Genomic DNA, 20,635 nt, shown 5'->3' with positions numbered 1-20,635 from the left:
AAGTCCATGAAAGAATTGTAACGAACACTTGAAAGTTAAAGCAGGAAGAATAGTTTAAAAGACCGGAAAAAAGATAAAGTAAAAGATGTCGGGATTTTTCTCATGGCGGGGATCGTTTTTGAAAGACGGGGCAGGGTACTGAATGTATAGTCATTGCCATGATTTCACGCTATGCTTCCGTTTGTTCCGTTTTGGGATTGGCTGCCGCTCCTGTAGTTTTGGCGGCTCCGGCGGATGTTTCTCCGGTAGCGGCGGTGGAAGGGGTGGTGGAGCGTGTGACTCCCTCTGCCAAAGGTGCTGTGTCATTCAAACTCAATCCCGCCTTGCAAAACAGGATTACGATTTCCGGGGCCCCAGGCTCCATTCGGGTGGAGGCTTCCGACGTGCGGCGCCTGATAGCCGGCTATGGCTGGTATTTGAAAAATATTGCCAAGGTTCATTTGTCGTGGAACGGCAACCGGCTTGCGCCGCCTTCCCCATTGCCGGCTCCTGCAAGTCCTGTTACGATTGAGTCTCCCTGGAAAACTGTTTTTGCCTACAATTATTGCACCTTGTCTTACACGGCGGCTTTCTGGGACTGGAAGAGGTGGCAGCAGGAAATTGATTTTCTGGCTTTGAACGGTTTCACCCATGCCCTGGTGACGGCCGGCCTGGAGAAGACCTGGGAAGATTTTTTGATCGGCCTGGGATATCCCAGAGACAAGGCCATCCGCTTTATTCCCAATCCGGCGTTTGCCGCCTGGTGGAACATGGGTAATCTGGAGGGGCACGGCGGTCCGCTTACCCAGAGGCAGATCGATGAGATGGCGCAGTTGGGGAAACGGATCGTGTCCCGCATGGAGCAACTGGGCATGACTCCCGTCCTCCAGGGGTATGTGGGATTTGTTCCCGCGGATTTTTCGGAGAATGTTCGGATGAAAGGATTGAAGTTAATTCCGCAGGGGGAATGGGTCAATTTCAAGCGTCCCTGGATGGTCGATCCCACGTGCGAGGCATTTCCCAAGCTGGCGGCGGACTGGTATCGTTCCCTTCGCAAGGTGTACGGTATTTCCGGAAAAATGTTCGGCGGCGATCTGTTTCACGAAGGGGGGAGCAAGGGGAATATCAATGTGACACAGGCGGCGGAGGCCGTCCAGAAGGCCATGCAGAAGGCTTCTCCCGGTTCTACGTGGGTGATTCAGGCATGGGGAGGCAATCCTTCCCGCGAATTGTTGAATGGCATGGATCCGAAGCATGCGCTGGTTTTGCAGTTGACCAAGGATATGGCCGACGGAGGAAAGAATTTAAGGACCTTTGACGGCATTCCCTGGGTCTGGTGCGAGTTGTCCAATTTCGGCGGCAATACGGGAATGTACGGAGGCATTCCCCTGTTGTCGCGGTTGGGAAGCGATTTATCCGCATACATGGACAAGGGATTGACGGGCATGGGAGTTTTGTCCGAAGGTCTTGAAACAAATCCTCTTCATTATGCCCTGTTTTGCGACCGCCTGTGGACCCTGGAAGACATCCCCGTCAAGGAATGGCTCCGGCAATATGCTCTTCAGCGCTACGGCAAGGCTCCGGAATCGGTTGTCCATGCCTTGGGAGTACTCTCTTCCTCCATTTACAGTCCCGTCCGTTCCCAGGAGGGATGCACGGAGTCCATTGTCTGCGCCCGTCCGGCCTGGAATGTCCGCAAGGCTTCCACCTGGTCCAGCGGAGAAAGATATTATCGTCTGGGGGATATCGTCAGCGCGGCGCGCGATTATTTGAAGGCGGCCAATGAACAGCCGTCGCTGATGAAGGAAGAGACGTTCCGCTATGATCTGGTGGACTTGGTCCGCCAAGTGCTTGCCGATGCCGCCTTTTACCAGCTTCAGCGGGTCCGGGCCGCTTTTGATGCGAGGGATGTTTCCGGCTACAAAAAACAGGTGCAGGTTTTCCTGTCCCTGATCACGGATATGGATGCGGTTCTGGCGACGGACAGGCAGTTTCTGCTGGGGACTTGGCAGGAAAAGGCGCTGAATTGGGGGAAAACCAGCCAGGAAAAAGCCCTGATGGATCGTTCCGCCAAGATGCTGCTGACAACGTGGATCGACCAGGCGCCCAGGGCACTGAACGATTACTCGAACCGGCAGTGGGCCGGATTGGTAGCCGATTTTTATCTGCCCCGGTGGAAGAATTTTTTTGAGTCCCAGTTGGAAGTGCTGACCGGGAAGAAGGACCGTGCTGCCGCGGATGCCTCTTTCTTGGATAAAACAGTTCGGGAGGAATTGTCATTCGCCGGCAATGGCAAGGTGTATCCGGTTGTTCCGTCCGGAGATGTTCTGGCGGTAGCCAACCGGGTGATGAAAGCCCGGCGGAAAGTGCTCGACTCGCTGTGTCGGGACGAGAAGCATTCATCGGGACTCGCCTGGGATTTGAAACAGGGTTCCCCGTTGCGGTTCGATGTAACGGACCGGGTGGATGCTCCGGGCACTTACACAGCCACGTTCCAGTGGAAGGGAGGCTCCAGTGCCTTGAAGATTCATTCCGTCAAATTGTACGAAGGCGACCGGGAAGTGGCTGCGGATGTTCACGAAGGGTGGACCGGCGTGGAGAATAACGGGAATTCCTATACGCTTGTTTTGAAGAAGTACCGCACCAATCTGGATTCCTATACGCTGAAAGCGGAGGTGAGCGGCGCGTCCGGAGCGGATTCCCAGGGAGAAATGATTCTGAAGAAGAACGGGAATTGAATGCCGTCCAAGGTTTGTTTGATTCAGGCTCCGGGAAATGTTTTTCCCAGAATTCGATGCATGGGGCTGGAAGGATGTATCAGCGGGCGGACTGGTAGATGCTGAACATCAGGATGGCCATGCCTGTCAGGGCCGCCCCGGCAATGATGCCGGAGGCGGTGGGGATTTTATATTCCCTGGATTTGGACCGGAAGAGATGGTCTGCCGCCCAGCCGAGGACGGCCCCGGCGAAGAAGAGGAACGAGTCATTCCATTGAATGGCCCACGCAAGGCCGAAGCCGATGGGGGTAGGCAACCATTTCCCCACAGCGGGAAAGTAGCGTGGAACAAGCACAAGAACCAGACCGAGAATGCCGCCTGCAATGATGGAGAGAACCTTGATGCTGTGCAGATGGCTGAATCCCATGCCGAGGGCTTCCGCCGTTGCCGCCCATGTCCTGGCCCCCGGTGCATTGAAAGCCTGGAGGGCATCTACGTCCGGCACCAGGGAGCGGAACGCCAGCACGGAGACGAGCGTTCCCAGAAAGATGCCGGAGAATTGAGCAATGAATTGCTTGCGGGGGTTGGCTCCCAGCAGATACCCTACCTTGAGGTCCACGAGCAGGTCGGCCGAAGAGCTGGAGGCTCCGGAAGTAATATTGGCCGCCATAAGGTTGGCCGTAACGTGGCCGGGCGCAATTCCTCCGAAGATCAACTGAGTGACTTTTCCCATGGCTCCGGTGGGTGTGATGTTGGCTTCCCCTGTAATCCGGCATACGACAAGCGCCAGAAAGAAGGAGATGAAAACGGCGAGACAGCTCATCCAGTAGGGAACGTCAAAGGTAGTGTAGGCCAGGTAGCTGAGCGCGATGAGGGAGATGATTTGCCCGGCCAGGAACCAGCTCATGGGCGTTTCTATTTTTTCCACATCCGTCAGATGGCGCTTTTTGTTCATGGAGAACATGGCTCCCAGGGAAGAGAAGGAGCGTGCAATGCTTTTCCATTGGAAGAGGAAGGCCACGATGCTGGCTACGACCATGCATGCGGTGCCTCCCCACAGCGTCCATCCAACGCTGTCGCGGTAGCCGGCTCCAGCGGCAAGCAGGCCCTGGCTTTCCAGCCAGGGAACGTACAGAGCCCAGCAGACGGTGCCCCCGATGAAAAGGCTGAGGGAGGTTTTCATACCCACCAGTGCGCCTGCACCCACAAACATGAGGTCCCATTTGAAGAAAATGGTTCTCTGGTACCAGTTTCCCAGGATATGCTGTTGGACGGTTCCCAGCCATTTTTCCCCGCCCAGGGCCATGGCGATGGCATTGGCGGAGGCAAACAGTGCGGAGTAAAGCAGGGCCTTGGCCTGTCCGGCCGCCTTTTTCCCTTCCGAATAGAGGACTTTGAGCGTTTCCGCCGTGGCGATGCTGTCCGGGAATTTGATTTGCTCGATGTTGATCATCTGGCGTTTCATCGGAATGGCCATCGTGACGCCCAATACGGCGATAAAGAATATCCAGGCAAAAGTGACTCCCAGGGGCATGTGCTGTCCGGTGAGCAGGAGAAGGGCGGCTACGGCCGATGTAAGCGTGCCGCCCGTGGAGTAGCCTGCGGAGCTGGCGGCGGACTGCATGCAGGTGTTTTCCAGAATGGTCATGGGAGATTTGGAAATTCCCAGGCGGACAAAGGCGTTCCAGAGAGCAAATGAAATGATGCCCGCCGTCAGTGCTACGCCGAAGGACCAGCCCATCTTGAGGTTGGCGTACAGATTGGTGAGGGAGAGGATGGAGCCCAGAAGCATTCCGACGATGACGGCTCTCCAGGTAAGCTGCTTGATTCTGTCTCCGGAACCCAGATAGACCTGGTCGTACCATTGTTGTTCTATTTCTTCCGGGGTTCCCCGGAATCCGTCTAGAGGCAGAGGCTTTTCCAGGCAGGAGAGGGTTGGCTGTCCGGCGGGAACGTCAGTGTGCGGCATATGGCCGGAACATAGCATGGGAGAACGGCCTGGAAAAGCCGTATCTGCCGTTCTTCTGCGTTTGGCAGGAGTTCCGTTGGGGCTTGCCTGCCTGTGGTTGCCGTGATTTAATTCGCCCATGAGCATTTCTTTTACGGATAAACTCGCCGCCCGCATTGAAAAGACCGGTTCCGCGTTGTGCGTGGGTCTGGATCCACGCCCTGTCATGGATGATTTGCAGGCCGTTCCGGCCCTGCTGCGAAAGGTAGTGGAGGAAACCGCTCCTTATGCGGCCGCGTTCAAGCCGAATATCGCCTATTTCGAGGCCATGGGACTGCGCGGTCTGGAAATGCTGGAAGAATTGCTGCCTGATATGCCGGATGACGTTCCCGTGGTGCTGGACGTCAAGCGCGGCGACATCGGAGAGACCCAGAAGTATTATGCACAAGCCTATTTTGAACGCTTGGGTGTGGATGCCGTTACGTTGAACCCCTTCATGGGATATGATACTTTGGAACCTTTTCTGGACTATGAAGGCAAGGGCGTTTATTTGCTGACGGTTACGTCCAATCCCGGTTCTTCCGACATCGAACGCCGGGAGCTGTCGGACGGTCGCAAGGTGTATGAGCTGGTAGGAGACATGGTGCGGCGGTCCATGCAGGAACACCGCAAAACGTCCGTAGGCATGGTGGTGGGGCTGACCAATGCCGATTCCGACATTTTGGCGCGCATCCCGGACGCTCCTCTGTTGATTCCCGGACTGGGCGCCCAGGGAGGCGATCTTTCCAGCCTGAGCGGTTCCGGCCATGCGGCGCCTCCCCTGATCAACGTGTCCCGCGGTATCATGTACCAGAATCCGGAACTGGGCTTTGCGGAAAAGGCGCGGACGTTTGCCGCCCGTATCCATGAGGCTTTGGGCTATTGATTCCCGTGTGTATGTTCATTTTTCACGGAGATAACAAAATGGTAACGTCCTGCGTATGGCTGGGCTGCTGCTTGTCAAAGGGGCTGTGTCTGTTATATTGAAAAGGCACTTGCCCTTTGCCCACTGCTTATGGATGAAAAGCCCCGGATTGTGAGGCTCAAGCCTCGTTCCTCCTCCAAATCTGCAATATTGATTGCTCTGGGGGTGGCTGTGGGCGTTCAGGTAGCCTTGTGCGCCGTGCTGGTGGCCATCCATTATCAGGAATGGTGGCTTCCTTCCATCCAGAAGGGAGAGATTGTCATGGAGTTCGTAGCTCCATCCGATGAGGTGCTTGAAGAAGTGAATGAGGTGAGCCCCGTTCCCGTGGACCCTGCGGTTGCTCCGCCAACCGTCAGTTCCGTTCCGGCCATCGCCACGGATGAAGACCTTCTGGCCGTGGAACTGCCGGACCATGAACATTCGCCGGATGTGGAGGATATCCGTCCCGATGTCCCGGAAAGCGAACTTCTGCCGGAGGAACTGGTCGCCATGCAGATCAACATGAGGGAGGTAAAACCCCGGCCTGCCGTGAAAAAACCGGTGGTTCCCGTTGCCGGACACGCCGTGCCGGATGAGAATGTCACTCCGGACAAAAAGGTGCGTTATAAACATGCTCCGTCCTTGCCCGGTTCCGTAAATTCCTCTAGGGTGGGCAAGGTGAATGCCGTGGTGAAAGTCGTGGTGGGGGTAAATGCCCGTGGCGAACCTACATCCGTCAATCTCCTCCAGTCTACCGGAAAGGCGGAATTGGACCGTCTTTTCATGCGCTGGGTGAAGGAGAATTGGACTTTTTATCCGGCAGAAAAGGATGGTGTGCCCATAGCTTCCAAGGTGGTGGTGCCCGTCCGGCTGAACATCGATTAACCTGCAAGAAGGAAACGAAAAATGATTCCGGAGCAAACAGAGAGAAGGCCCATTTACGTGATCGGGCATCAGAATCCGGATACGGACGCCATCTGCTCCGCCATAGGCAATGCGGAGTTTTTGAGAACTCACGGAGAACCTGATGCCATAGCCGCCCGGTGCGGAGAGATGACGCTGAGGACTTCATGGGTGTTGGAGAAGGCCGGAGTGCCGGAACCTGTGTTGATTCACGACGTGACGCCCACTGCCGGGACGATTTGCCGACGGGATGTGATCAGCGTGAGCCCGGATGATACGTTTTTGACGGCATACCGCAGAATGACGGAGAATTCCCTCCAGACCATTCCGGTGATTGATGCGGACCGCAATCTGCATGGCCTGCTGCGTTATTTTGACTTGTTGAGTCTCCTGATGCCGCTGAACATGACGGAGATGAATGTGCGGTCCGTCTTTTCCAGCCTGAGCAACATTGCCGGAACCATTGACGGCAAGTGCCTGACCGGAGAAATGCTGAGCGAGGAAGAGACCCAGAATATCCTGCTGGTGGGCGCTTCCAGCGAACCGAGCGTGCGGACGAGGCTGGCCAATTACAAGCGGAAGGGAATCGTGCAGGACCTGGTGGTGATTTGTGGAGACCGTCCGAATGTGCAGTTGTACGCGGTGGAACACGGAGTGCGCGCCCTGGTGACGACGGCGGGTTCCTCTCCCTCCCTGGATATTATTGAAACCGCCCAGGCCACGGGGACCTGCATTCTGAGCACGCCCTGGGATACGGCCAGTGTGGGCCAGTTGATCCGCTGTTCCCGGAAGGTGAGGGAGCAGGTTCACACGGATTATGCGGTGTTTCCCGAGAATATGCCTCTCCCGGAACTGCGGCAGGCCGCCGTCAAGCGCAAGCAGGCCCTGTTCCCGGTGATGAGCGTGAAGACGAACAAGATGATAGGCGTCCTAAGCAAGACGGATCTTGTCGATCCGCCTCGTACGCAGGTGGCCCTGGTGGACCATAACGAGTTTTCCCAGGCCGTCAAGGGCGTGGAAGAGGCTGAAATCGTGGAGGTGATGGACCATCACCGCCTGGGGACCCAGCTTTCCACACGTGATCCTATCCGTTTTCTGAATGAACCGGTGGGTTCTACCTCCACCCTGGTGGCGCGAAGGTTCTATCATCGTGATGTGGAGCCTTCCCGGTCCACGGCCATCTGTTTGTGCGCCGGCATTCTATCGGATACGCTCAACCTGACTTCTCCCACTACCGCGCGGGCAGACCGGGAGATGCTGGAGTGGCTCACCGGGATTGCCAAGATAGACGCCAAGAAGTTTACGGAAGAGTTTTTTGCCACCGGTTCCCTGCTGCGTTCCAAAACGGCTCCCTCCGCCATTGTGCAGGCGGACCGCAAGACATTTACCGAGTATGGCCATAAGATCAGCATTTCCCAGATTGAGGAAATTGGCATGTACGGCCTGAAGGAGGTTCAGGAGGGTTTGCTGGAGGAACTCCGGAAGCTGGAGAAGGAAGAGGATTTGAAGCTGGCCTGCCTGTTGGTGACGGACATCGTCACGCATGATTCCATGCTGCTGGCCGTAGGGGATGAGGAAGTGCTGGAGCACATAGAGTACGAGCGCCTGGGCCCCAACCTGTTTGCCGCCAAGGACGTAGTCAGCCGCAAGAAGCAGTTGTTCCCGGCCATTTCCCGCGCCTTGAAAGTATTATAGGGATTTTCTCTCCTTTTCCGGAGCATGGAGCGGGGATCAAGGCATGGATATATCCGCCAGAATGGAACGCCTGAGCGTGTCTGGAACAAGGACGGTGCAGGCCCGTTCCGGACGGAGGGGATGCGTACAGAAGACGCGGTCCAGCCGGAGCAGGGGAAAATCCACGGGCTGTGTGGCGCCGTATCCGGCCCCTTTGAGTTTGAAACAATCCTGAAAGTCCTTGTTGAATTTTACAAAGATGGGGGATTGAGGCGCCGCATTAAAGTTCCCCGCCAGAATGATGGGCAGTTCCCCTCCCTGGACTCCCACTTCCCGGAGAGTGTCGAACAAGTACTGGATTTGTTTGCGGTGGACAAACCGGAGGGTATGGAAGTATTTCCAACAGGCGGGGGAGTACAGGTCAAAACGGTGTTCAAAGGGATCCAGGCTGAGATTAATCAGCCGTATCGCCAGGGATGAGCTTTCCGGAATCCAGTCCACGATGAGCCCAGCCGTGTCCGTGATGCTGTGTACCGGCCCCATTTGCCCGTGGCGGACGATGATGGCGCAACTCCCTATCTGCTTGATATGGGCGGTGCGTCCGAAGATGCTGTAGGCGAATTTGAGCGTGCGGTTGTGGTTGCTGCAGCCCTGGAGAAAGATGACATCCGCCCGGAGCTTGGATATCTGTTCAATGGGCGGGTTTTCTCCGCATGCGCCATACAGGGTGAGAATTCTTATATGGCGGTTGTCTGGGGATGGGGGCATTTTGTAATACTCCATGCCGGTTCTGGAGATCGGCTGGAGAAAATCCGTGGTCATGATGCCGTAGGCAACCCACACAATAACGCCCAGAAGGCCGATGCGCGAGCCGAAGACCAGCCACGCAATAAGCGCCGGGAAGGCGAACATGAGGCAGCATGCCCAAAGGGGCAGGGAAGTCATGAACGCCATTGTGTCCGATCCGGACCAGAAGATGGTAGCGATGATGACCCACAGGCACAGGGAGACGCAACCCAAAGCTTTCCCGAGCTGGTTGACTCCGGATAGAGCGGGCTGTTCCGCCAAGTGTTTGCGTCTTCTGAGCCGGTGCACCTTGATGATGGGTTAAAAGCCCATGCCGGGAGGCAGGTCCAGCCCTCCGGTCAGTTTCTTCATTTCCGTAGCGGCAGTTTCCTTGCCTTTGACAATGGCGTCATTAATGGTTTTCAACACAAGCTCCTGAAGGAATTCCGCGTCTGAGGGATCAATGATGGAGGGATCAATGAACAGCTCCGTAATGTTGCCGTCACAGGTGGCGGTGACTTTGACCTTGCCGCCCGCACCTTCTGCGGTGACCGTCTGGGAGGCCAGTTTTTCCTGAGCGGCGGCAAGTCCGGACTGCATTTGCTGGACCTGCTTCATCATCTTCATAATATTCATGGCTGTATAATATGGATATAGGTGTTCTTGTTTATTGGGAAATGATGCGGGCACGGAATATTTCCATGGCGGCGTCAATCAGGGGGTCCGTATAATAGGAGTCTTCTGCGTCGCTCTCCTGAGAGGAGGCCTCCTGAACGGGAGCAGCGGATTTTCTTTGCGGTTCCTGGGATTTGGGCGCGGGCGCCGGGTTTGACGGCGGAGGAGGAGCAGGCAGCGGTTCCAGTTGTTCCTGAACGGGTTCGGGAACGGAAGCGTCTGCACGGACGGAGAGGGCCACTGGAGCACCTGAACGGCGGGACAGATCCGCTTCCAGCGCGGCCCGGAGAGGTCCGGATGCCAGGCTGTCCATGCCCTGGCGGTCAGAGGGATGGAAGGCCACCGTGACGAATGCTCCGTCATGGCCGGAGAAGACGCTTCCGGCCAGGAAATCCGCCTGGAGGGGGAAATTGACGGCCGCTTGTTCCAGCGCGGCTTTCCAGTCCGCTTCCGTAATGGTTTTGACAGCGGGGCGCGGCTGTTCTTCCCGTTTTTCTTCTTGGTTTGTGGAAACAGGACGGGCAGGAGCGCTTTCCATGCCGAAGAGGTTATCGAAGAAACTGCTGGTGCGCTTTTCCGGCGGGAGTCCTTCTTCCGGGTCCATGAAGGTCGGCTCCGTGGTGTCCGGGGGGGCTACGGGAGCGTCTGAAAGAGCGGACGTAATCCGCGGCATTTCTTCTGGTTGTATTTGCTCTGGCTGAGGTGCGGGGGCGGGAGGCGTTTCCGGTTTCAGGAATGGCGGCTCTTCATCTGGGATGGAGGGAAGGGGCTCTTCCTCTGCCGCAGTTGCGGAAACTTCCGGTTCTGGTTCCGGAGAGGGCAATACGGGGGAGGCGGAAGGTTTTTCTTCCGCGGGAGCCGGCGTTCCGTATTCCGCTTCACGTTCCTGGACGATGGCTGTTGTGTCCTTGCTGGATGCGGAGAATTGAGGAACCGGGTCCATAAGGTCCTTGCTCTCATTGATATCGGGCACCGTGGGTGCGGGAGACGGAGTATCGGCAGGGGGCTCCGGAGTAGGAGCGGGGGCAGGGGCCGGCTGAATGGGCTGGCTGCCGGATACCTGCGAAACGGAAGATACGGATGCTGGAGCAACCGGATTTGTGGAGGCGGGAGCGGCCTGCGGCATGGAGGCTGGCAGCGGAGCACCTTCCAGCGCCATGATAATATCGCTGATGCTTGCTTCCGCCAGGGCGTGAACGGCTTTGATCAGGCCCATTTCCAGATGCAGTCTTTTATTGGTGGACCAGCGCATTTTGTCTTCCGTCTCCGCCAGAACTTCCACCAGACGCAGTATCTTGTCCGTCTGGGTACGCTTGACGAGTTCGGTAAGTTCCTCCTTGGACGCCTCCGGCAGGGAATCGAAATTTGCTTCCGGGTCCACCTTGGCGACGAGAATTTCCCGAACGGCGGAAATAATTTCGGAAAGGAATTGTCCCATGTCCCTTCCCGCTTCCGCCTGTTCATGGAGAAGGTGGAGAAGGCTGGGCAGTTCCTTCTTGAGAATCAGCGCCAGCGCCTGGGCTACCGTTTCCCGTGAGGTGATGCCGAAAATGTGGAGGACCTGTTGTTCTTCAATATGGTCGCCGCAGAAGGAAACCAGCTGATCCAGCATGGACTGGGCATCCCGCATCCCGCCGTCCGCCACTTTCGCCACGGCGAACGCCGCCTCCCTGCTCAGGGAGACTCCCTCGGCGGAGGCGATGTGCAGCAGATGGTTGGCAATGATTTCAGAAGGGATGGGACGCAGGTCGAAACGCTGGCAGCGGGAAAGAATGGTCGGCAGGATTTTGTGCGGTTCCGTGGTCGCGAAGATGAATTTGACGTGCTGGGGCGGCTCTTCCAGCGTTTTCAGAAGTGCGTTGAAGGATTCCTTCGTAAGCATGTGCACCTCGTCTATATAAACAATGCGGAAGTTGCCTCTGCTGGGTGCAAAGCGCACATTGTCCCTCAAATCCCGGATGTGGTCGATGCCTCGGTTGGAAGCGCCGTCGATTTCCAAAACATCCAGGCTGCGGCCTTCCGCAATCTCCTCGCAAATATCTTCGTGCGGGTCGAAGTCCACCTTTGGGCCGCCGGTACAATTCAGGGCTTTTGCGAAAATTCTGGCAGTGGATGTTTTTCCTGTGCCGCGGGGACCTACGAAAAGATACGCATGTGCGAGGCGATTGTGTTCAATGGCATTTTTCAGCGTCTGGACGACGTGATCCTGTCCAAGGACGTCATTGAATGTCAGAGGACGATATTTTCTGGCAAAGACCTGGTAACTCACGGTTCAGGAAGACTAAAAGATGCGGCTCTATTTGAAAAGAAAATAGAGTGTAATTGTTTTAAGGCGCTGACAGGATTACGCTTTCGACCTCTTCTTACGTAAGCGCCCTGAAAAAAATATCAAGAAAACGATGAGGATGTCATTTTGATGTTGAAATCTGAAAATGTTCGTGCCAATCTCACAAAAGTAACAGGAACCTTCTCATCTCTATTATTTCCTATGTGGGTTAAAATATCAATCGCAGCCTTGGTCATCGCTCTTCTCGGTGGAGCCATGTATTATCTTGATAACGAGGAAGCTCTCACCAAGGAGCGCAAGGAATGCGGCTCTCGTTATAAAAATTTGAACGCTCTCCGGGAGGAATTTACGAGTGAAAAGACCAAATACGTGGAGTTCCTCGTCAAAAATGAAGGCCTTACGGCCGACATCAATGCCCTGACCAAGCAGAAGGATGAACTGGAAGCCGCGAACCAGGAACTGGCCTCCGCCAATGAAGCCAAGAAATCCGAGTTGCAAACCCAGCAGACCGCTCTGGCAGAACTCCAGTCCAAGAGCAAGGATATGGAAAGCATCCAGGCTATTGCCGACAGGATCAAAGGTCTTGAAGAAGAATCCAAGCAGCTGCAGGTTGTCAAGCAGGGTGAGCAATCCAAGCATGATGCCATTGTTGCGGAAACGGAACAGCTTGTTGTCAACAACAATGCGCTGCGCCAGCTCAAGGCCGACCAGGACGCCCACCTTTCCCCGCCCAACTTGAAGACCAGGGTTTCCCAGGTGATTGATGATTTCAATGTAGTCGTGATTGAAGGCGGCGCTTCCGACCTGGGCGTGGTGCCCGGTTCCAAGCTGGCCGTGATGAGAGACGGCAACAAGATTGCCGAACTTGACGTGAATGCCGTTGAATCCCGTGTTTCCACAGCAACCGTTCTTCCCAGCACCGTTGCCGCTGGTGAACGTGTTGAGGCCGGAGACGTCGTCGTATCCGTCCGTCCGTAATTTTCCCGGTTCAAAACTCATCATACACTCTCATCTATATACACAATGAAAACTGTCTTAGTAGTTTTATTGATTCTTGCCGCAGGAGCAGGCGCCTGGTTCTCCGGTCTCAGCGGTGTTTTCGGCATCAATGGCCAGTATCAGGACTTCAAGGAAATGATTGCCTACCGCAAGGTCCTGGACAAGGAAATCCGGGATTGGACGGGATTGCGCAATGACATGATCAAGAACCGCGGCCGTGCTGCGGAAGAAAACCTGAGCCTGATTTCCACCAAGGCTTCCGTGACCCAGCAGCGCGATGAACAGCTTTCCAAGTCCTCGGAATTGAAAGAGGAGGAAGTCAAGCTGAATGCCGATCTGTCCAAGATCAACCAGCAGGTACAGGAACTCAAGGCTCAGTTGAGTGAATTCGGCGTTTCCAGCGTTGAAGAAATCCAGGCCAGGATGGAAGCCACGGAAAACGCCAACAAGAAGCTTCAGGAAGAAATCGACCAAATCAAGGGAGCGACGGAAGTTGCCGCCAAAAAGCGCACGGAGCAGGCTACCGAACTGGCCAATCGCCAGAAGGAACAGGCCGAATACCGCGCCGCGCTTGCCAAGAACAGCGGGGAATACCCTGTGCTGTCCGTGGATCCCCAGTGGGGCTTTGTGGTCATTGGCGCCGGGCAGGGCAGCAACATTGATCAGAATACAGTTCTGCTTGTCACCCGTGACGGCCGCAGCATCGGCAAGCTGAAAGTGACCTCCCTGGAAAAGAATCAGACAGTGGCCGACATCGTCAAGGACAGCGTTCCTGCCGGCATGAGCATCCAGCCCGGCGACATGGTACAGCTTCTGCGTCCGGTCCAATCCGCCAGATAAGGTTCTGTCACGCATTTTTCTTGAACCCCTCTGTGCTTCCGGCATAGTGGGGTTCAACTTTTACACGGAATGATGAAACAATTCACAGGAAACCTACTGCTTGCGTCTTTTTCCCTTTTGCTTGTCTCTTCCTGTTCCTGGCTGATGGAGCCCAAGGAACATGAGCGCGTTCCCCAGCCGCCGCCCGGTCCTGAAAAGAGCGCTCTTCCTCATAACAAATCCCAGAGGTTTGAGGCGGAAGCTACGCTTGGGCCTTTGGCCACTCCCAGACGCTAAAAGCGTTTGAATTAAGGGGCGGCAGTGATTCTGTGCTTTACACCTTCCTGCAAACCCTATACAAAAAGCTTCGATTTCCAAGCGGAGAGATGGCTGAGCTGGTCTAAGGCACTCGACTCGAAATCGAACGTGGGACGCAAATCTCACCGTGGGTTCGAATCCCACTCTCTCCGCCAGTTTTCATTGATTGAGCCCGTCTTCACAGACGGGCTTTTTTCATGTTGAAAAATCCGGAGGGAAAAAGGCGTATTCGCTCAGACCGGTTTTTTCATACCGTAGCTGTTGTAGCTGTAATAATTTCTCTGTACCGCCGCCGTCGGCTTTCCGATGATGATATGGTCCAGAAAACGGACCCCCAGCAGTTTGGCGGATTCCCGGATGCGTCCGGTCAGGGTATCGTCCGCCTGGCTGGGGGCCGGGTTGCCGCTGGGATGGTTGTGCGCCAGAATAAATCCGTAGGCATTATGAATGATGGCCGGGCGCAGGATGTCGCGCGGGTGGGCGATGGATTCATTCAGGGTCCCCGTGGAAATCTCCACGGGCTTGATGAGGCGGCACTGGGCGTCCAGAAGAAGGACGAGCACCGTCTCCTTGTCTTTCCAGCGCATGGCCGTGGTCAGGTAGTCGTAAATGTCCTCCGGCGTGTTGAGGGGACGTCTTGCCAGAGTCTCTCGCAGGGCTCTGGCCCCCAGTTCAAAGGCGGCGCACAGGGTGGAAGCTTTCGCCATTCCTATTCCCTTGCAGATTTCCGTTATTTCCGTGGCTTCCATATGGGCCAGGGCATCCAGGGAGCCTGCCGCCTGGATCAGGTCGGAAGACATGTCCAGCACATTTTTTCCCTTGATGCCCATCCTGAGGAAGATGGCAAGAAGTTCCGCGTTGCTGAGGCTGTGCCTGCCCTGGCGGATGAGTTTTTCACGGGGCAGGGATTGTGAGGGAAGATCCTGAAGTTTGCGGGAGATCATTAGTAGCAGAGGCGTGCGGTGGAAAGAAGCGCAGCGGGCAGATGGCGGAGGGTGTCTCCGGCGGTCAGGCTTTGCTGGGTGGCCGCTCCGCTGGAGATGGCCAGTTCCGAAGCCCTGCCGCACAGATAGGTTCCCAGCACGGCGGACACCAGGAGGGATTCTCCCTGCGCGATGAATCCTCCGCAGACTCCGGCGAGTACGTCGCCCTGTCCCGCCGTCGCCATGGCCGGGCCTCCCGTGATATTGTAGAATAAGGGCTTGCCCCTTTGCGTGACAATGCTGCGGGCTCCCTTGTAGATGAGAACCGCCTCATGCTTCGCGAGGAAGCAGTCCGCAATATCCGCCCGGATGGCGCAATCGTCCGCTTCCGGCAGCAGGCGGCGGATTTCTCCGTGATGGGGAGTCGCCAGAATGTGTTTTCCCAGTTTCCACTGCATGGCGGCGGCCAGATTGAGGCCGTCGGCATCCAGCAGGGCCGGAGTGCCGGTTTCCAGAATGATGCGTATGGCCTCAGCGTCTTCTTCCGATACGGAGCCTATTCCCGGGCCCAGGAGAAAGGCGCTGAAGGGGCGGATGGAAATGTCCGCATAACTGTCCACGGGTTTGACCATGATTTCCGGAGGCATGCACGCCGCCGCCACGGGATAGGCAGTACGGTGGACATGCAGCGTGACCAGGCCCGCTCCGGCCCGCAGGGCGGCTTCACAGCAGAGCCGGGCGGCTCCCAGCATGCCTTCCGACCCGGCAATGACACCCAGGTGGCCGCGCTTGTTCTTGTAGTCCGTATAAGGCCGTGCGGAGAGAAATTTGGTGAGCCGGGAAGAGGTGATAATTTCCGTGGCGGGAAGGGCCTGTACATGGAGTCCGGGGAGCTCAATGCATACCACGCGTCCCACATGCAGCGTGGCGTCGTCATCCAGAAGGCCCTGTTTAACGGCTCCTATGCACATGGTGAAGTCCGCTTCCACGGCATGTTCCTGGGGCATGCCCGTGTCCGGGTCTATCCCGGTGGGGATGTCCACCGCCACGGTGCGGACGGCTCCGCAACGGTCGCGCAGATAGTTCATTTCCGCGCAAAGGCCAGCTATTTCCTTGTTCAGCAGGCCGGAGGCTCCAATGCCCAGCAGGCCGTCCAGAAGGACCATCGGCTTTCCCGTAACGGGAAGGGGCGCTTCCTGGTATTCCAACAGGGGGGGCGATATTTCCGCAAACTGTCTGAGGGGGAGTTCCCCCCATTCGGAACACGGATAGGCGGCGCGGAATCCCGTATCCCATCCATGCCGCTGGAGAATGTTGAGGACGGTGATGGCGTCCCCCGCATTATTGCCCTTGCCCAGATAGGCCACGCAGAGGCCGGGAACGGGAAAGAACTGCATGATGGCTTCCGCGATGCCGGCGGATGCCTGCTGCATGAGGGTTCTGGCCGGCGTTCCGCTGACGATGAGTTCTCGTTCCGCGATTCTCATGTTTTCCGTGGAGCAAATTTTCATGGCGCGTTAATGGAATCAGCCTGCACTATACGCAAAAAAACCTTCTCCTGCAAGCCGGAGAAGGTTTTTTACGAAAGGAGTCAATCCGGAAGGAATCCGGAAAACGGCTAGCCGATGCGGAATGTGATGCGCGCCTTGGTCATGTCGTAAGGGGACATTTCCATGCGGACCTTGTCGCCAACCACGATTTTGATGAAACGCTTGCGCATCTTGCCGGAAATGTGGGCCAGAACTTCATGGCCGTTGGGCAGGCGCACCTTGAACATGGTGCCTGCAAGGACGGCGCAAATAGTGCCTTCCACTTCCACCTGGCTTTCGGAGCTTTCTTCCTTGGGAGCGGATTTGCTGAAATGCTTTCTGCCCCTGGTCTGCCTTCCTGCACCTGTGCCGCCTTGCGGGCGTGGCCGTCCGGGTCCTCCCGGACCTCCGCCCGTTCTCGGGCCTGCTGTTCCGCCGGTTTGTCCTGCCGGGCGCGGCTGGCCGGGTCTGGCAGGGCCTGCGGGTCTGCTGCCGTTGCCGGCCGGTCTTGCACTGCCTCCGCCTGCCGGGCGTGCGCCGGGGCGGGAATTCTGTCCGCCGGAGGGGCGGCTGCTGGGTCTTGGATTCGGGCTGATATGATTCTCCTTGTTAGGTTAGCAAACGCGCGGGTACGAATTTTTGCGCAGGCGCATGATAGGCGATATTTGCGTGAGAGCAAGCCCTGAGTGTGGAAACGTCACAATTAAGCAACAATTCCGCAGACAGAAGGGAAAAAAGGGGCTAAAAGCGGTGTAAAAGAGAAAAAGTATTTGACATTTACGTGAATAATCATTAGGAATGCGCCCCCGAATTGGAAGATTACGGCAGGATGCCGAAAAACGAGAACGAAGAATTGAACCATGAAGACCTTCTCAGCCAAACCGCAAGAAGTAGAGCGCAAATGGTATGTTATAGACGCTGCCGACAAGGTGCTCGGCCGTGTTGCCGTTGAAGCGGCCAACATTTTGCGTGGCAAGAACAAGACGATTTTCACCCCGCACGTTGATTGTGGCGACTTTGTCATCATCGTGAACGCGGACAAGGTGGTGCTGACCGGCAACAAGGAAAATGCCAAAATTTACACCCGTTTCTCCGGCTACGTCGGCGGCAAGCAGGTGGAAACGCCCCGGAAAATCCGCGCCCGTCGTCCCGAACTTCTTCTGGAACTGGCTGTAAAGGGCATGGTTCCCCATACCCGCCTGGGCCGTCAGCAGATGACCAAGCTGAAGGTGTACGCCGGCGCCAGCCACCCGCACGAAGCACAGCAGCCTACCGCCGTTACCCTCTAACCGATTTTCCCAGACATGAGTCAGACAACCCCATACAACGCCACCGGCCGTCGCAAGACCGCCATTGCACACGCTTGGCTTACTGAAGGTTCCGGCCGCATCACGATCAATCGCCGCGGTTTTGAAGAATACCTTCCCACCATTCAGTTGCAGAACGCCGTTCTCCAACCTTTCCAGGTCACCAACACCATGAACAAATTTGACGTGAATGTCGTCACCAAGGGCGGTGGCATTCATGGCCAGGTCGGCGCCATCCGCATGGCGATCGCCCGCGCTCTGGTGATGGTTGATGAAGCTTCCCGCGCCCAGCTGCGTGAATTCGGTCTTTTGACCCGTGATTCCCGCATGAAGGAACGCAAGAAGGCTGGTCGTCCCGGCGCCCGCAAGCGTTACCAGTTCTCCAAGCGCTAAGCCTGGGCTGGTTGCGAAGGAACTGGCATTTACCATTTCTTTCTCGGAAAAAGAGCTGTTTCACTTTTCAGTGGAACAGCTCTTTTACGTTGCCAATATCCAGTTTGCGTCCTGGCAGCCCGGCCATGGAGACACTGTTTCCGATGTATTGCGGGCTTTCAATGTACAGGAACCTGCTACTGCTTCACTGAGCCTTCTGGGCCTCACTGTGCTGTCCTTCAGGCGCCGCCGTTAAGTTTGTTTTTTCCTTTCAATTGTTCAGAATACCCGGTCGCAACTGCGCCGGGTATTTTTTTGTATGCGGCGGCATTGCCATTCCCAGTCTCTGCCGCTGGTCCGGAGAAGTTCTTCTCCATGGTGTGGAAAAGAAATCCGTTTCCGGCAAATCCTGTTCCGGAAAAGGAAAGGGCCGCAGGGGATTACCGGTGGTACGGCGTCCCTGCCAGAATGGTATGGCAGCGGTAAAGCTGTTCCAGCAGGACGACGAGCGCCAGTTCATGCTGTAAGGTGAATTTGCTCAGGGCCAGGATATGGTCGCACCGGGAGCGCAGTTCTTCCGTGTGGCCGTCCGATGCCCCGATGAGGAAAGCGATGCGGCGCACGGAGCGCATTTGCCAGTTCCGCGCCAGTGTAACCAGTTTGTCCGTGGTCCAGAGCTCACCTCTCTCGTCCATGGCGATGCGCAAACAGCCTTCGCTGGCTGTCAGCAGCCGTTCGGAAACGTCTCTGGAATTGCCGTCCTTGACGAGCTTCAGCTCCGCCTTGCCGAACGGCTTGAGACGGTTGAGATAAAGTTCCACGCCCTCCCGGGCATAGTTCAGCGCAGGCTTTCCTGCGGCCAGTATGAGGAATTGCATGGGGTCAGGATTTGGATGGAGCGTTGAGATAGTCCAGCAGGGTACGGGCCCAGGTTTCCGAAATGCCGCGAATGGCGGCGATGGAAGCCGGGTCCGCCTTCTTGATGGCGGCTACGGATTTGAATTTTTCCAGCAGCAGCCGTTTTTTCGCCGCGCTCATGCCGGGGGCGTCGTCCAGGGCGCTTTCCTTCATGCGTTTCCGGTATAACAGTTCATTGTATCCGTTGGCAAAGCGGTGGGCTTCGTCCCGTATGCGCTGCATGAGCTTGAGGGCTCCCGTGCTGTGGGGCAGGCGGAGCGGTTCCGGCTGGTGGGGGAAGAAAATTTCCTCCCTTTGTTTGGCGAGGCCCACGATGGGCATGTCTCCCAGGCCGATGGCCTCCAGGTCCGCCAGGGCGGAGGAAAGCTGCCCTTTGCCGCCGTCCACCACGACGAGGTCCGGAACCTTGATGGGGGCCTTCCCCTCCGCACTGAGTTTCTTGAGCCACTGGTACAGCGTCATGTCCGGCGGCCGGGAGGCCACGGCGTCGCTTTCCATCAGGATGCGGGAATAGCGGCGCCTGATGACTTCCGACATGGAGGCGAAGTCGTTCTGGCCGTCCACCGTGCGGATGCGGTAGCGGCGGTAGGCCTTGTTGTCCGGTTTGCCGTTGGTGAAGCGCACCATGGAGGCCACAATGTGGTTGGAAGAAACGTTGGAGATGTCAAAGCATTCCATGATAGCGGGCGGTCCGTCCAGTCCCAGCGCCTCGCCCAGTTCCTTCATGTCTTCCTCCGGGCGCACGGTGCCGGGCAGGTTGGGGGTCCCTTTCTGGAACCGGCGCGCCGGTTCCAGCGTTTTGATCAGGTTGTCCCTGATGTCCCTCAGGTATGCGGCGCGTTCAAAGTCCAGACTGTCGGCGGCCTGCATCATTTCTTCGGTCAGCGCGTCCAGCGCGTTCTTTTTCCCCACTCCTTCCAGCAAACGCACGGCCTGGTCAAAATTTTTGTTGTAGTTTTCCACGGAGATGCGGCCTACGCACGGCGCGGAACAGTTGCGGATGACGTCTGCATGGCAGTGCTTGAAGTCGTTCAGGCCGGGATTTTTCACCTTGCAGGTGCGGAGCCGGAAATGCCTGTTGAGCCATTCCTGGGTGGCGTACAGGGCCTGGGAATGGACAAAGGGGCCGAAGTAGCGCGCGCCGTCCTCCTTGCGCACCCGGGAGAGCTGAAAGCGCGGCAGGCGTTCCCCCTTGGGAATTTTCAGGAGGGGATAACGCTTGTCGTCCTTGAGCTGGATGTTGTAATGAGGCCGGTACTGCTTGATGAGCTTGCTCTCCAGCAGGAAGGCCTCATGGTCGTTGCGGGTTTCAAAATAGTCAAAGGAGGCGATGGCGTTGATGAGCGCGCGGGTCTTGTGGTTGGCCAGCGTGGCCCCGGTAGGGGAAAAATAGCTCGCCAGGCGGCGGTGAAGGTCCTTCGCCTTTCCTACGTAAATGGTATTGCCCTGGGCGTCCTTCATGATGTAGACTCCCGGTTTGTGGGGAGTCTGCCTCCAGAGCTCCTTCAATGTTGGTGTTTCATGATCTGCCACGCAGC

Annotated in this window: 18 protein-coding genes and 1 tRNA gene; 9 read left to right on the top strand and 10 right to left on the bottom strand. The window is 56.7% G+C overall.

Translation table 11 applies throughout. From position 1 onward, the window contains the following. The first annotated feature begins 158 nt into the window (after nt 1–158). A complete protein-coding gene (locus HMPREF3039_RS08215) occupies nt 159–2,717 on the top strand; it encodes an alpha-N-acetylglucosaminidase (RefSeq protein WP_082770290.1) in 2,559 nt (852 codons plus the stop codon). Between the two features lie 79 nt (nt 2,718–2,796). On the opposite strand, the gene HMPREF3039_RS08210 is transcribed toward HMPREF3039_RS08215, so the two are convergent. Next, nucleotides 2,797–4,665 (bottom strand): OPT family oligopeptide transporter, encoded by a 1,869-nt coding sequence (locus HMPREF3039_RS08210; RefSeq protein ID WP_067572694.1) that lies wholly within the window; start codon nt 4,663–4,665, stop codon nt 2,797–2,799. A 118-nt stretch (nt 4,666–4,783) separates the two neighbouring features. On the opposite strand from HMPREF3039_RS08210, the gene pyrF reads away from it, so the two are divergent. The 3 genes from pyrF to HMPREF3039_RS08195 all read left to right on the top strand — a co-directional run bounded on the left by pyrF (nt 4,784) and on the right by HMPREF3039_RS08195 (nt 8,185). After that, nucleotides 4,784–5,569 carry an orotidine-5'-phosphate decarboxylase gene (pyrF, locus tag HMPREF3039_RS08205; RefSeq protein WP_067572692.1) on the top strand — a complete coding sequence of 262 codons (786 nt, stop codon included), beginning with the start codon at nt 4,784–4,786 and terminating at the stop codon, nt 5,567–5,569. Between the two features lie 129 nt (nt 5,570–5,698). After that, complete coding sequence (locus HMPREF3039_RS08200; RefSeq protein ID WP_067572690.1) at nt 5,699–6,472, top strand: TonB family protein; 774 nt, start codon at nt 5,699–5,701, stop codon at nt 6,470–6,472. Between the two features lie 21 nt (nt 6,473–6,493). Beyond that, nucleotides 6,494–8,185, top strand: a complete 1,692-nt coding sequence (locus HMPREF3039_RS08195; protein WP_067572689.1) for a putative manganese-dependent inorganic diphosphatase — start codon at nt 6,494–6,496, stop codon at nt 8,183–8,185. Nucleotides 8,186–8,221: 36 nt separating this feature from the next. Here the strand turns inward: HMPREF3039_RS08195 and HMPREF3039_RS08190 are convergent, their stop codons facing one another. From HMPREF3039_RS08190 to dnaX, 3 genes are read right to left on the bottom strand one after another with little or no spacing between them, the layout of a single operon-like run. Then, entirely contained in the window at nt 8,222–9,232 is a 1,011-nt protein-coding gene (locus HMPREF3039_RS08190) for an endonuclease/exonuclease/phosphatase family protein (RefSeq protein WP_197483336.1), read from the bottom strand. Between the two features lie 39 nt (nt 9,233–9,271). Next, complete coding sequence (locus tag HMPREF3039_RS08185) at nt 9,272–9,586, bottom strand: YbaB/EbfC family nucleoid-associated protein (protein WP_067572684.1); 315 nt, start codon at nt 9,584–9,586, stop codon at nt 9,272–9,274. A 31-nt stretch (nt 9,587–9,617) separates the two neighbouring features. Next, the gene (dnaX, locus tag HMPREF3039_RS13340) at nt 9,618–11,894 is read right to left on the bottom strand and encodes a DNA polymerase III subunit gamma/tau (protein WP_067572682.1); all 2,277 of its coding nucleotides are present in this window, start codon (nt 11,892–11,894) and stop codon (nt 9,618–9,620) included. 273 nt (nt 11,895–12,167) lie between these two features. On the opposite strand from dnaX, the gene HMPREF3039_RS08175 reads away from it, so the two are divergent. The 3 genes from HMPREF3039_RS08175 to HMPREF3039_RS08160 all read left to right on the top strand — a co-directional run bounded on the left by HMPREF3039_RS08175 (nt 12,168) and on the right by HMPREF3039_RS08160 (nt 14,203). Beyond that, a complete protein-coding gene (locus tag HMPREF3039_RS08175; protein ID WP_067572680.1) occupies nt 12,168–12,890 on the top strand; it encodes a hypothetical protein in 723 nt (240 codons plus the stop codon). 45 nt (nt 12,891–12,935) lie between these two features. Next, nucleotides 12,936–13,751 carry a hypothetical protein gene (locus HMPREF3039_RS08170; protein ID WP_147550235.1) on the top strand — a complete coding sequence of 272 codons (816 nt, stop codon included), beginning with the start codon at nt 12,936–12,938 and terminating at the stop codon, nt 13,749–13,751. Between the two features lie 359 nt (nt 13,752–14,110). Then, nucleotides 14,111–14,203, top strand: a tRNA-Ser gene (locus HMPREF3039_RS08160). A gap of 78 nt (nt 14,204–14,281) precedes the next feature. Here HMPREF3039_RS08160 and radC read toward each other — a convergent pair. From radC to infA, 3 genes are all read right to left on the bottom strand, one after another. Further along, a complete protein-coding gene (gene radC / locus HMPREF3039_RS08155; protein ID WP_067572674.1) occupies nt 14,282–14,992 on the bottom strand; it encodes a RadC family protein in 711 nt (236 codons plus the stop codon). After that, a complete protein-coding gene (locus HMPREF3039_RS08150) occupies nt 14,992–16,482 on the bottom strand; it encodes an NAD(P)H-hydrate dehydratase (protein WP_067572673.1) in 1,491 nt (496 codons plus the stop codon). The genes radC and HMPREF3039_RS08150 overlap by 1 nt, the downstream gene beginning before the upstream one ends. Nucleotides 16,483–16,589: 107 nt before the next feature. Continuing rightward, entirely contained in the window at nt 16,590–16,790 is a 201-nt protein-coding gene (gene infA, locus HMPREF3039_RS08145; protein WP_031930865.1) for a translation initiation factor IF-1, read from the bottom strand. Nucleotides 16,791–17,360: 570 nt separating this feature from the next. On the opposite strand from infA, the gene rplM reads away from it, so the two are divergent. Together rplM and rpsI are read left to right on the top strand one after the other, a co-directional pair. Next, nucleotides 17,361–17,789, top strand: a complete 429-nt coding sequence (rplM, locus tag HMPREF3039_RS08135; RefSeq protein WP_067572668.1) for a 50S ribosomal protein L13 — start codon at nt 17,361–17,363, stop codon at nt 17,787–17,789. A 15-nt stretch (nt 17,790–17,804) separates the two neighbouring features. Then, the gene (gene rpsI / locus HMPREF3039_RS08130; RefSeq protein ID WP_067572667.1) at nt 17,805–18,200 is read left to right on the top strand and encodes a 30S ribosomal protein S9; all 396 of its coding nucleotides are present in this window, start codon (nt 17,805–17,807) and stop codon (nt 18,198–18,200) included. Between the two features lie 218 nt (nt 18,201–18,418). Here the strand turns inward: rpsI and HMPREF3039_RS13800 are convergent, their stop codons facing one another. The 3 genes from HMPREF3039_RS13800 to HMPREF3039_RS08120 form a co-directional block, all read right to left on the bottom strand. Further along, nucleotides 18,419–18,556, bottom strand: a complete 138-nt coding sequence (locus tag HMPREF3039_RS13800; protein ID WP_156469866.1) for a hypothetical protein — start codon at nt 18,554–18,556, stop codon at nt 18,419–18,421. Between the two features lie 63 nt (nt 18,557–18,619). Next, a complete protein-coding gene (locus HMPREF3039_RS08125) occupies nt 18,620–19,057 on the bottom strand; it encodes a 23S rRNA (pseudouridine(1915)-N(3))-methyltransferase RlmH (protein ID WP_067572665.1) in 438 nt (145 codons plus the stop codon). Nucleotides 19,058–19,061: 4 nt separating this feature from the next. After that, complete coding sequence (locus HMPREF3039_RS08120) at nt 19,062–20,630, bottom strand: excinuclease ABC subunit UvrC (RefSeq protein WP_269447944.1); 1,569 nt, start codon at nt 20,628–20,630, stop codon at nt 19,062–19,064. Between the last annotated feature and the right edge of the window lie 5 nt (nt 20,631–20,635).

Source organism: Akkermansia sp. KLE1798, assembly GCF_001580195.1.
Lineage (GTDB): Bacteria > Verrucomicrobiota > Verrucomicrobiia > Verrucomicrobiales > Akkermansiaceae > Akkermansia > Akkermansia biwaensis.
The sequence above is the reverse complement of the archived record's forward strand: the minus strand, read 5'-3'. Positions and strand labels throughout refer to the sequence as shown.